Source organism: Paraburkholderia sp. RAU6.4a, assembly GCF_050435625.1.
In the GTDB taxonomy this organism is placed as follows: domain Bacteria; phylum Pseudomonadota; class Gammaproteobacteria; order Burkholderiales; family Burkholderiaceae; genus Paraburkholderia; species Paraburkholderia tuberum.
On record NZ_JBNDKQ010000003.1, the window covers coordinates 2,870,483 to 2,882,871 of the forward strand.

Sequence of the window (12,389 nt, forward strand, 5' to 3'; positions counted from 1 at the left end):
GGCCATGCCGCCATCAGTTCGACAACCTAAATAATCGGCGCGCCGCCCGTTACCGCAATCGTCGCGCCCGAGATGTAGCTCGCTTCATCCGACGCGAGCATCACGTACGCGGCGGCCAGTTCGGCCGGTTGGCCGGGGCGCTTCATCGGCACCTGCTTGCCGAACTGCTCGACCTTGTCTGCCGGCATCGTCGATGGAATCAACGGCGTCCAGATCGGTCCCGGCGCCACGCAGTTCGCGCGAATGCCCTTTTCCGCGAGCAATTGCGCGAGACCACCGGTGAAGTTCTGGATCGCGCCCTTGGTGGTCGCATACGCGATCAGACCAGGATTCGGATGATCGGCATTGATCGACGAAGTATTGATGATCGCGCCGCCCGGCTTCATATGACGCACCGCCGCGCGCGTGATTCTGAACATCGCGCCGATGTTGGTATCGAAGGTCTTGTCCCATTCTTCGTCGCTGATCGCATCGAGCGACGGATAGCTCATCTGATACGCGGCGTTGTTGACCACCACGTCGAGCCGGCCGAATGCCTCGATCGCCTTGTCGACGATCGCATCGCAATGCTTGCGATCGCGGATATCGCCGCCGACCAGCACCGCCTTGCGACCCGCGTCCTCGACCCAGCGCGCGGTCTCGCGCGCATCGTCGTCTTCGTCGAGATAGGCGATCAGCACATCCGCACCTTCGCGCGCGAACGCGATCGCGACCGCGCGGCCGATGCCGCTGTCGCCGCCGGTCACGATCGCCGCCTTGCCTGCGAGACGCCCCGAACCTTCATAGGTTTTCTCGCCGTGATCCGGTTGCGGGTTCATGTCGGCCGTGCGGCCGGGCCTCTGGTCCTGCTGCTGTTCAGGAAACGGCGGTGCCGGACGTTGCGTGTCGCTCATGTCGGATCTCCCTCGGTGCGAATGACCATGGGCGGCGCGCACGAGCGCGCCGCGTCATCGGTCTTTCAGCAACGAGTGGGCCTGCCTGCAATAGCGAGAGGAAACTGCTGCGCGCCGGGCGCCGCAGGGGCACGCATGGCTTAAGAAACTGCGTTGGACAGAACGGTGGCGGACAGATGGCAGATTGATGACAAACAGATTCGCAGAGCGACGAGTGCGATTTTCTGGCGACGACCGTGCAGAAATAACAGAACTATCAGTGAGTTTTCGCTAACAACGTGATTCAGATGATGGCTCCGCCGCATGCAACGCCGCCGCCGATTCGAGCACGCGCAGCAGACGCTCGGGTGTCAACGGTTTGGCGCAATGCGCGTCGAAGCCGGCGGCCTTCGCGAGCGCGCGATCGTCGCGCGACGCAAACGCGGTACATGCGACCAGCAGCATGTGTGAAGTCTGCGGATGCGCGCGCAGCCGCCGCGCGAGTTCGAGCCCGTCGAGTCCAGGCATCTTGATGTCGAGCACCACCGCGAAGGGCTGCCATTCGCGCGCGGTCTCGCACACGGCAAACGGATCGTCGAGCGCGCGGCATTCGAAGCCGTCGGCCGTCAATAGCATTTGCAGCGCATCGGCCGCTTCCCGGTAATCGTCGACTACCAGCACGCGACGATGCGCGGCCATCGCATAGCGGATTGGTCGCCATACGAGCACGTCGTCGCTGCTGTCCACGTTGTCGTTGAACACAGTCATTTTTTCTCGCCCTTTTACATTGGCCCTGAAGGGCATCCGCGCCACCCGTGCAAGATTCGATCCCGTTGCGTCTGCCGGACTACGACCGGTTTTTTGTTATTTCCGCTTCGCTCGGACGATGCCGCGGCCAGCACGCCTGGTCGCGCATTCCGACGTTGCAATCACCTGGAATGCGGGATTCAGCGTGCCCATTCATCACGGCGTTTGAATGACGGCGCCTGCGATGTGCGCGCTGCGCAACATCGATCGACGCACTGTCCTTGTGCGATCCGTCTCGTTCAGAGGCGTCGCACGATATCGGTATTTCAACGGATTGAGGGGTCCACGCAATGCAAGCCGCAATCGCACTTATGGCGCGAATCGATGACGCGGTCTTATCAAAAGAATAAGCGACGATGCCGATAAAAAAATGCTCGACATGTTAGGGGTTTGTGCTCTGCGGGTTATCCCGCACGATTATCGATAAACCCCTTCAGCATCGCGAGCGTATCTGCGTCGTCGATGTGTTTGTCCGTGCGCCAGCGCAGCATGCGCGGAAAACGCACGGCCACGCCGGACTTGTGACGCGAACTCGCTTGTATCCCTTCGAAGCCGATCTCGAACACGAGCGTTGGCGTCACGCTGCACACCGGGCCGAATTTATCGACGGTGGTCTTGCGCACGATCGCATCGACCCGACGCATCTCTTCATCTGTGAGCCCTGAATAGGCCTTCGCGAACGGCACCAACGTGCGCACGCCGTCGGCCTCGTCCCACACCGCGAACGTGTAGTCCGTGTAAAGACTCGCGCGACGGCCATGACCGCGCTGCGCGTAAATAAGTACGGCGTCCACCGCATAAGGCTCGATCTTCCATTTCCACCACGTGCCCGACGCCTTGGTACGACCGACGCCGTACATCGACTCGCGCTCCTTGAGCATCAAACCTTCGACGCCGCGCGCGCGGCTCTCGTCGCGCAACGCCGCGAGCGCGCTCCAGTCCGCTGCAAGGACGAGCGGCGATATGCGCAGCAGACCACGCGCGAGCGTGCCATCGACGGAGCTGGCCAGCGCATCGAGGCGTGCGCGCCGTTCAGCGAGCGGGTTCATGCGCTGGTCCTGTCCGCTTGCTTCGAGCAGATCGTATGCGAGCAGCGCGGCGGGCGAATCCGCGAGTATCTTGCGCGTCAGCGTCTTGCGCGCGATGCGCGGTTGCAGCCGCGCGAACGGCAATGGCGCTGCCGCGCCGGGCTCCCACGCGAGAATCTCGCCATCGATCACGTAGCCATCGGGTAATGACTCGCCCAATGCCGCGACTTCGGGAAAACGTTCGGTAATCAGATCCTCGCCGCGCGACCACAACCACACGCGGCCGCCGCGTTTGACGAGTTGCGCGCGTATGCCGTCCCACTTCCACTCGATCAGCCAGTGCGCGGGATCGCCGAGCGTCGCCGGATCGGTCTGCAAGGGATGCGCGAGAAAGAACGGATACGGCAGGCCGAGGTCGCTATCGCGTTCAGGCGCGTGCGCTTGCGGATCGTCGTCGGTCTGCGGCGCGATCAGACGCAGATAGCGCGCCGCGTCGGGCTTCTGTTGCGAATCGGTCCAGCCGACCATTCGTTGCGCGATCCGCTTGTGATCGACGCCGGCCACTTCGGCGAGCGCACGCACCACCAGTTGCCGCGCGACGCCGACACGAAAGCCGCCGCCGATCAGCTTGGTCAGCAGGAAACGACCGCCCCAGTCGAGTTCGTCCCAGTAGCTGAGCAGACGCCTGCGCAACTCGTCGGGCGGCAGGCCGCGCAGCGGCAGCATGCGTTGCTCGATCCATTGCGTGAGACCCAGCTCGGAGTTGCGCGACGCGGGCGGCAGGATATGCGCGATGGTCTCGGCCAGATCGCCCACCGCGTGATACGACTCCTCGAACAGCCACTCGGGCAAGCCGGCGCGCTCGCGCGCGATTTCGGTCAGCAAACGCGTCGGCACGAGTTGACGCGGCTTGCCGCCCGCAAGGAAATACGACGCCCATGCCGCGTCTTCGGGGTCGGCCACCGAGAAATAACTGGTCAGCGCCGCGCGCTTGTCGTGCGTCGACGTGGTCGCATCGAGCGCGGTGTAGAGAGCCGCGAAGCGTTTCATACGGTGCCCGTCATGATTCGCTCGCGGCCGGCGCCTGGTCGGCGCCGGCCGCGTCGGCTTCGACGGTATCGTCGCCGTATTGCGTTTCGAACGCGCTGGCGTGCAGGCCCTGTTCGTCGAGCCAGCGCACCATCGGTTCGATCGAGCCATGCGTGACGATCACGCGGGAGGCGCCGCTCTCGCGTATCGCCGTTTGCAAACCCGGCCAGTCGGCGTGATCCGACAGCACGAAGCCACGATCGACGCCGCGCCGGCGACGCGCGCCGCGCAGGCGCATCCAGCCCGACGCGAACGCATCGCTGTAGTCGCCGAAGCGCTTGAGCCACGCGCTGTTCTGCGCGGACGGCGGCGCGACGATCAGCGCCTGTTTGAATACGCTCTTTGTCTTTCGCGGCAATCTCGCCGACCAGACCGAGCGCCGGCAGACGCACGCCCGCGTCGCGATACGCGCGATTGAGCGGCTCGAGCGCGCCGTGGCAGAAGATCGGCCCGATCGCCGCATCGACACTCGCGAGCACGCGTTGCGCCTTGCCGAACGAATAGCAGAACAGCACCGACGCGCGCCCTTCGGAGGCGTTGTGACGCCACCATGAATCGATCGAATCGAACACGCTTTGCGGCGTATCCCAGCGATAGATCGGCAGACCGAACGTCGATTCGGTGATGAACGTATCGCAGCGCACCGGTTCGAACGCGGCGCAGGTCGGATCGGCTTCGAGCTTGTAGTCGCCCGACGCCACCCATACGCGGCCCGCGTATTCGATCCGCACCTGCGCCGAGCCGAGCACGTGCCCGGCCGGATGCAGCGACACGCGCGCCGCGCCAATCGTCAGCGGCTCGCCGTAGTCGAGCGTGTGCAGCGCGATGCCGGGCAGCCGCGATAGCAGCACGCTCGCGCCCGCGCGCGTGGCCAGGTAGCGCTGATGACCGAAACGCGCGTGGTCGGAATGCGCATGTGTGATCACCGCGCGTTCGACCGGCCGCCACGGATCGATGTAAAAATCGCCGGGCGGGCAATACAGTCCCTCCGGCCGCGCGATCACCAGATCGTTGGCTTGCGGCGCGGTGTCGGTCTGACGCGGCGACTGATCCATCGGCTGTCCTCGGCAAGGGAACGCGATCTTGCGAACGCGGCCAAGCAAACTATATGCCGCGCCATTGATGGCCCCGTTTCTGCTTACGGTATATAAAGCACACAGGCGTGTCGAGAGCGGCTGCCATCCGGCAGTGCCCGGCGCGCACCGCGAGGCCTCATGCCGATCCTGCTCGACCAGCAAGCGCTGTATATCGCCAGACATCCCTGGCGCTTCCTGCTGCAAACGCTGAAAGCGTTTCGCGCGAACCAGGGGCTGCTGCTCGCGGGCGCGGTCGCGTACTACGCGTTGCTGTCCATCGTGCCGCTGCTGATCCTGATCGTCATCGTGTTGTCGCGCGTGGTGCCGCAGCAGCTGGTGCTCGACGCGCTTGCGCATCTGCTGCGCTGGCTCGTGCCCGGACAATCGGCCGCGCTCGTGCGTGAGCTGTCGAACTTCCTGCTGCATCGCGCGGTAATCGGCTGGGTGCTGCTGCTGACGATGATCTTCTTCAGCTCCCTCGCGTTCACCGTGCTCGAAAACGCGATGTCGCTGATCTTCGTGCATCGGGTCGTCGTGAAGCGGCGCCACTTCCTGATCTCGGCGCTGCTGCCGTACTGCTACATCCTGTTTCTCGGCGTGGGACTGCTGATCGTCACGTTCGTGTCGAGCGCGCTCGACACGATCGGCGCAGAAGGACTCAGACTGTTCGGCCTGCACGTATCGTTGCAGGGCTTCTCGCGAGTGATGCTGTATCTGTTCGGGCTCGCCGGCGAAATCTTCGTGCTGACCTCGGTGTATCTGGTGATGCCGGTGGGACGGCCATCGCTCAAACACGCGCTGATCGGCGGCGTGGTGGCCGGCGCGTTGTGGGAGATCACGCGGCACGTGCTGGTCTGGTATTTCGCCACGCTGTCGCAGGTCAGCGTCGTCTATGGCTCGTTGACGATGGCGATCGTGATCCTGCTCAGCTTCGAATGGCTCGCCACCTTGCTGCTGTTCGGCGCGCAGGTGATATCGCAATACGAGCGCTTCGGGCACGAACCGCTCGACGCGCCGCAGCCGAGGATCAAGACCGGGTAGCAAGCCAGTCGCAAGGAACAACCCTTGCTCGCCGATACCGACGACGGCCGCCCATTTCGCAGGGCGGCATCGACTGGCTATCGAGGAGCGAGGATCATGGCTGAAACCGTCGGCGATTTCATCATCGGGCGGCTGCACGCATGGGGTGTGCGGCGAATCTACGGCTATCCGGGCGACGGCATCAACGGCGTGTTCGGCGCGTTGAACCGCGCGCAGAGCGAAGCGAAGAAACGCCACAAAAGCACGGATCAGCCGGGCCCGATCGAATTCATTCAGGTCCGTCACGAAGAAATGGCCGCGTTCATGGCCTCCGCACATGCGAAATTCACCGGCGAGTTGGGCGTGTGCATCGCCACCTCGGGACCAGGCGCATCGCATCTGCTGACGGGGCTGTACGACGCGCGCATGGATCACATGCCGGTGCTCGCGATCACTGGTCAGCAGGCACGCGCGGCGATCGGCGGACACTATCAGCAGGAGCTCGATCTGCCCGCGATGTTCAAGGACGTGGCCGGCTCGTTCGTCGGCTTTGCGACGATGCCCGCGCAGGTCCGTCATCTGGTCGATCGCGCGGTGCGCATCGCGCTCGCCGAGCGCGCGGTCACGGCGCTGATACTGCCGAACGATCTGCAGGACATTTCCTACGAGCCGCCGGGGCGCAAGCATGGCACGCTGCATTCGGGCATCGGTTACGCGCGCCCGCGCGTCGTGCCGAGCGACGCGCAGTTGCGCCAGGCCGCCGACGTGCTGAACGCGGGCCGCAAGGTCGCGATCCTGGTCGGCGCGGGCGCGCTGCACGCGACCGACGAAGTAATCGCGATCGCCGAGAAGCTCGGCGCCGGCGTCGCCAAGGCGCTGCTCGGCAAGGCCGCGCTTCCCGACGATCTGCCGTGGGTGACCGGTTCGATCGGCCTGCTCGGCACGAAGCCGAGCTACGACATGATGACCCATTGCGATACGTTGCTGATGATCGGCTCGGGCTTCCCCTACTCGGAATTTCTGCCGAAGGAAGGCGACGCGCGCGGCGTGCAGATCGACATCAAGGCCGATATGCTGAGCCTGCGTTATCCGATGGAAGTGAACCTCGTCGGCGATAGCGCCGAGACGCTGCGCGCGCTGCTGCCGCTGCTCGAGGAAAAGAAGGATCGGCTGTGGCGCGAGCGCATCGAAGGCTGGGTGTCCGACTGGTGGAAGACGCTGGAGAAACGCGCGCACGAACCCGCGAAAGATGGCCTGAATCCGCAGCTCTCGGTATGGGAGCTGTCGAAGCGCATTCCCTCGAACGCGATCGTCACCAGCGATTCGGGCTCGGTCGCGAACTGGTACGCACGCGATCTGCAAGTGCAGCGCGGCATGATGTGCTCGCTGTCGGGCGGGCTCGCGTCGATGGGCGCGGCCGTGCCCTATGCGATCGCCGCGAAGTTCGCGTACCCCGAGCGGCCCGTGATTGCGCTCGTCGGTGACGGCGCGATGCAGATGAACAACATGGCCGAACTGATCACGGTCGCGAAGTACTGGCAAGGCTGGAGCGATCCGCGCTGGATCTGCATGGTGCTCAACAATGGCGACCTGAATCAGGTCACATGGGAGCAGCGCGTGATGGAAGGCGATCCGAAGTTCGAGGCCTCGCAGAGCATTCCGTCCGTGCCGTATCACCGCTTCGCGGAGCTGATCGGTCTGAAGGGCATCTATGTCGACAATCCCGATCAGATGGCCACCGCCTGGGACGACGCGCTCGCGTCGAATCGTCCGGTCGTGATCGAGGTGAAGGCCGATCCGAACGTGCCGCCGCTGCCGCCGCATGTCACGCTCGCGCAGGCCAAAGCGTTCGCCGAGACGTTGATGAAGGGCGACCCCGATCAGGGCAACGTGGTGGTCGAAACCGCGAAGCAGGTGCTCGGTGCCGTGCTGCCGGGGCATCACGACAAATGAACGACGCGGTAGCGGCTCGACGACGCGTGTGCGCCCCAACGTTCGACGCAGAACGTGGCTGGTAAAATGGCGCGCGCTCCGTGCACGCGCTCATTGGGTCTGCTTCGCCGCAGGCCATCACGTCGGCCGTTATCTCATGCTCACACACGTCCTCGCCGTTTTCGCGGCGGCCCACACTGCGTCATTCGCGCAAGTCGCATCATTCGCGTCATCAGGCATGCACGCTCCTGCCCATGCTTGACGAAACCCGCATCGCGCGCGCACTGACCGCGCGCGGCATCTCTGCCGATGCACGGCAGCGCGAGGCCATCGGCGCGCTTGTCGGGTTGGTCGCCGCGCAGCAGCGCGCGCGGCAGGCATGGTCCACCGCCGCGTTCGGGCCGCAAGGCGTCTACTGTCACGGACTGCCGGGCCGCGGCAAGAGCCTTGTCGTCGATACGCTGTTCGAGCTTGCGCCATGCCGCAAACGGCGCCTGCATTTCCACGAGTTCCTCCCCGAGATGAACCGCCGGCTCGTGCACGCGCCGCGCGGCGACGACCGGCTCGGCGACGTGTCGCGGCAATGGCTCGACGGTATCGAGCTGCTGTGCTTCGACGAATTCCATGTGCACGATATCGCCGACGCGTTCCTGATGGGCCGCTTTCTCGACACCGCGATCAAGCTGGGCACGCGTATCGTGCTGACGTCGAACTACGCACCGGACGATCTGTTGCCCGACCCCGAGTTTCACGAGCGCTTTCTGCCGACCATCGCGCAGATCAAACGCGGCTTCACGGTGATCCATTTCGACGGCGTGCGCGATTACCGCTTCGGCGGCGAAGCGGCCGAGGTGCCGCGCTTTTTCGCGCCGCTCGACGCATCGAGCGAGGCCGCGTTGCGCGATATCTTCACGAGCCATGAACCCGACGCCGCGATCGAGCCGATCAGGCTGAGCGCGGCGGGCCGTCCGCTCGAAGCGCGGGCAGCCGGCCGCGCGCTGCTGTGGGCGGACTTCGAGCAGTTGTGCGTCGCCAGCCGCTCGCACCTCGACTACCTCGATCTCGCCGAGCCATGGCAAGGCTTGATCGTCGATCGTCTGCATACGGAAGCGCTGAGGCAACCGCATACGCTGCAGCGACTCGTCTGGCTCATCGACATCTTCTACGACCGCAAGCGTGCGCTCTTCATCGCCTCCGATCGGCCGATCGAGACCGCGTTGATCGGTCTCGAAGGCGCGCATGATCTGTCGCGTACGCTGAGCCGGCTTGCCGAGATGCAGTCGCGCGCATATCGCAGCACGCTTGAACAAGGCGCCGAGGACAACGCGCAAGACGGCATCAACGCCAAGGCTTGATGGCCGGGCATCGCACCCGCGCGCATTTCTGCAATTCTTGCAAAGCGACGGTAAAGCGTGCCAACGCCGTTTCGCGTCGACGCACGCGCCACGGCGCCGGGCGATGCATCGCCGGCCACCCGAAACAAGCCTACACTCAACCATGCCATGCCCCGCGGTACCGGAAAACTCGCCGCCAGATCAGTTCGATGGGCGTGGGCGAACATGTTCGTTCTTCATCGCGCCGCTCTTTCGCGGCAAAGGAGAAGCCATGGAAAAGATCCCAAAAGCCACGGCCTTGTTCATCGCAGGTTTTGGCCCGATTGTGATTGAAGCCCAGGCAAGCCGCGATCTCTACGGTCGGGCCTTCGGTATCCCCTTCAAGGAAGAGAACGGCGGCTATCTCCATACGGAGGGTCTGAACGGCGCAAACTCTTTCGCCTTGTGGCCGCTCTCCCACGCCTCCCAGTCGTGCTTCGGCACGGATTCGTGGCCTCGCGACGTACCCATCCCGCAAGCCTGGATCGAGTTTGATGTCGACGACGTCCAGGCGGCAACGGCGGAACTTGAATCGCAAGGGTATCGGATGCTGGTCAGGAACCGGAATGAGCCGTGGGGCCAGACGGTCAGTCGCTTCATCGGGCCGGAAGGATTGCTGGTCGGAATCACGTTTACGCCATCGATGCGGGAAGAGAAATAATGGCGGCCGCAGTGGCAGTCTTGCGCGCGGTGACTGATAGCCTCAGATTGGGGACCAGCGCGCGTCAGGTTACCCGGTTAGCGCCGAAAATCGATATTCACCATTGTGAATAATGCGCGTAACTATCAGCCACCGCTTTCCTAAACTTGGCATTACGGGACCGCGACGGAAACCGGTACGAAAGCATCGTTTGCGTCGAAATCGCAGTCCAACCAAGGAGAAGCGTGTCATGAACAAGGCAAGCAGCACATTGATCGCGGCCGTCGCCGCACTCACGCTGTCGGGCGGCGTATATGCACAAAGCAACAACACGCTGGCGACTCCGAGCACACAGTCGCCGGCCGCTGCAACGAGTGGCTACGGCACGCCTGGTGCCACCAACACGGACAGCGGCGCCGGGTCGCCGACCTCGGGCCAGCCGACCTGGGGCCAGCCGAATAGCGCCAACAGTAGCTCGACGGCCCGCCCCCCCGCTTACGGGGTTAACAACTCGCTGGCGACCCCAACCACAAAGTCGCCAGCAGGCCAATGAGAGCAATCAAGGCTGGCAACCGGGCGCAAATGAGCGCAATGCGACCAGGCGGTTCAATTTCGTCGGGCGTAGCGTGACCGGATAGCCGCGACTGGCAACACAGATCGCGACGGTAGAAAAAAGTTGGTGTGACTGGCCGGTCATAACGCGCCAGAAGGCCGAGTTCGCCCCAACGTGTCGGCCTGTATGCCAAGACGTCTCGATTGCAAAGCTACTGAGCCAACCGGGGCATCATGATCGTCCCATAGTCGGGCCCGATGCCGTCCGTGTGGTTGTTTTTGCAGTAGTTGGGATCGTTGCCCATCTGAACGGTGATGACTGCGTTGGAGCCGCTGCCCGTCTCGTTCAGGATGTGCAGGCACCCGAATGCGACTATCGGCGGAGTACTCCCTTGTCCCCCCGTGACGTTACTCACTACAGCTACCGTCACCCAGGCACAACTACCCGCCGAACCCGCCGCGATCTGACTACACGTTGCAACACCGTGGAACGCATTGCTATTTAGGCCCGTTTCAAGATAGATCGGTTCGCCGATAGACATCGGACTCGCGTTTCCGCTCGTCATCAACCCGACTATGGCGCTGGAACCAAGCTGGCTGTTCGCCGATGAGAGGGAAGTCCATTGCCCTGCGTTGCAATTGGCGGCCTGGTACGACGCTCTGATCGCAAAGATGTACGGTTGGCCGATCGTTTGCGGAATTGGCGTGCCGTTGTTCGCCGCTTGGGGGTCGGTTGTACTGGTAGCAAGATCGGGTGAATTGGTCGCCGAATTCCAGTAGGTGTCGTAGAGGCATCGCGACATCACGATCGGGAATAGTGCCCCAACTTCAGCGGTTCCCGGACTAGCAACGACCGCAGTCGCTGTCGCACTCGTTTTCAGCGACGCGATGTTCAGCACTTGTGCCAGATACACCGGGACGACCCCGTTAGAGTCGGTCCCGTCCTTGTGGACCGTCACCTGGACCGCCGGCACGATGTTTCCGCTTGCTACCGGCACGGTTGCCTGGGATACACCAGCCGCAACATTGGTGACATTCACATAGCCGGTAGTGACATCCGACGGATGCAGTTGCACGGCTGCCCCTTGGACGTTGTTATTCGGTCCGAACGAAACAGCCTCGGTCTGCGAGTCATTCCAATCCGGATTGGCGGCGTTCGCGTTGTTGCAACCAGGGTTGTTGGCTTGGGCATATAGGCACTGTGCCCCTGCAAGCGCCGCAGCGTCGGCGGCAGTCTGTGCCTGAGTGCGGGCGAGCATCAGGTTGCCAATGTCAATCGCGAGCGCCGCGAAGCTCAGGAGCATAAGCAGCAGCAGGGCGACCATGATTGCCACCGCACCCTTTTGCTTCTTCATCGATTTTGCGCGGCGCTGAGTACGCATGGTATGGATGTTACGCATGATGTTCTTCTTATTCGTTGTTCATCGTGGCCGTGGAGCTCAAGGTAATCGGCCCAGTCAACGGGTTCATCAGCGGGCCGAGCAGCAACCCCGTGAACGTGTACGAAACCTTGACTGCCAACGCGGTGCCGAACGACCCGCCTGCGTTGGTCACCGAGACCGACGGCGTGGGGTTTTTCGTCGCAAACGAAATCAGGTACGAGGACGTATAGTTGGTCACAACGTTGGTGATGTTCGTCGGCGTGGGCCTGGGACTTGTTAGCACGATGCCCGCCCGCGCGCCCTCCCTGGCGGCGTTGGTGATGACAGCCTGGTCGTACAGCGCCAGGCCGAACTCGACGATCCCAAACACAATCAGCAGCAGGATCGGAAGTACGAGCGCGGTTTCAACGGCCACCACGCCCTTTTGCATTTTTTTCAGGCTCATTATTTGACTCCGTATGCGCTCACGCAACAGTCACCGACAGCACCTTGTTCGCTAAAGCTTGCGCTCTGCTCTGGACGCTGATTCGGTGGACGCGATCCTGAATTTCGCAAAGGCGCGGCTAGCGCCAGGGAATCGAAGTGGGCGTGAACAGTAACGAGCCAGCGCACATCGAG

Annotated in this window: 10 protein-coding genes and 1 pseudogene; 5 read left to right on the forward strand and 6 right to left on the reverse strand. The window is 63.3% G+C overall.

Annotated features, from left to right (window positions below):
* Positions 1-26: 26 nt before the first annotated feature.
* From OKW40_RS37750 to OKW40_RS37765, 4 genes and pseudogenes are all read right to left on the reverse strand, one after another.
* Positions 27-893 (reverse strand): glucose 1-dehydrogenase, encoded by an 867-nt coding sequence (locus OKW40_RS37750; RefSeq protein ID WP_184060125.1) that lies wholly within the window; start codon positions 891-893, stop codon positions 27-29.
* 270 nt (positions 894-1,163) lie between these two features.
* Positions 1,164-1,640 carry a response regulator gene (locus OKW40_RS37755; RefSeq protein WP_184009928.1) on the reverse strand — a complete coding sequence of 159 codons (477 nt, stop codon included), beginning with the start codon at positions 1,638-1,640 and terminating at the stop codon, positions 1,164-1,166.
* Between the two features lie 443 nt (positions 1,641-2,083).
* A complete protein-coding gene (locus OKW40_RS37760; protein WP_429493908.1) occupies positions 2,084-3,757 on the reverse strand; it encodes an ATP-dependent DNA ligase in 1,674 nt (557 codons plus the stop codon).
* 10 nt (positions 3,758-3,767) lie between these two features.
* Positions 3,768-4,851, reverse strand: a pseudogene (locus tag OKW40_RS37765) (ligase-associated DNA damage response exonuclease).
* 159 nt (positions 4,852-5,010) lie between these two features.
* Between OKW40_RS37765 and OKW40_RS37770 the strand changes: the two are divergent.
* The 5 genes from OKW40_RS37770 (at position 5,011) to OKW40_RS37790 (ending at position 10,390) form a co-directional block, all read left to right on the forward strand.
* Entirely contained in the window at positions 5,011-5,913 is a 903-nt protein-coding gene (locus OKW40_RS37770) for a YihY/virulence factor BrkB family protein (RefSeq protein ID WP_090809917.1), read from the forward strand.
* A 96-nt stretch (positions 5,914-6,009) separates the two neighbouring features.
* On the forward strand, positions 6,010-7,845 hold the full coding sequence (locus OKW40_RS37775; protein WP_184060119.1) for a thiamine pyrophosphate-requiring protein: 1,836 nt from the start codon (positions 6,010-6,012) through the stop codon (positions 7,843-7,845).
* A gap of 233 nt (positions 7,846-8,078) precedes the next feature.
* The gene (gene zapE, locus OKW40_RS37780) at positions 8,079-9,179 is read left to right on the forward strand and encodes a cell division protein ZapE (protein WP_429493909.1); all 1,101 of its coding nucleotides are present in this window, start codon (positions 8,079-8,081) and stop codon (positions 9,177-9,179) included.
* A gap of 250 nt (positions 9,180-9,429) precedes the next feature.
* Positions 9,430-9,858 (forward strand): VOC family protein, encoded by a 429-nt coding sequence (locus OKW40_RS37785; protein ID WP_184035240.1) that lies wholly within the window; start codon positions 9,430-9,432, stop codon positions 9,856-9,858.
* A gap of 229 nt (positions 9,859-10,087) precedes the next feature.
* On the forward strand, positions 10,088-10,390 hold the full coding sequence (locus OKW40_RS37790) for a hypothetical protein (protein WP_429353720.1): 303 nt from the start codon (positions 10,088-10,090) through the stop codon (positions 10,388-10,390).
* A gap of 211 nt (positions 10,391-10,601) precedes the next feature.
* Here OKW40_RS37790 and OKW40_RS37795 read toward each other — a convergent pair whose 3' ends face one another.
* Together OKW40_RS37795 and OKW40_RS37800 are read right to left on the reverse strand one after the other, a co-directional pair.
* Complete coding sequence (locus OKW40_RS37795) at positions 10,602-11,789, reverse strand: pilus assembly protein TadG-related protein (RefSeq protein ID WP_429493910.1); 1,188 nt, start codon at positions 11,787-11,789, stop codon at positions 10,602-10,604.
* 10 nt (positions 11,790-11,799) lie between these two features.
* Complete coding sequence (locus OKW40_RS37800) at positions 11,800-12,216, reverse strand: TadE/TadG family type IV pilus assembly protein (RefSeq protein WP_429493911.1); 417 nt, start codon at positions 12,214-12,216, stop codon at positions 11,800-11,802.
* Positions 12,217-12,389 lie beyond the last annotated feature (173 nt).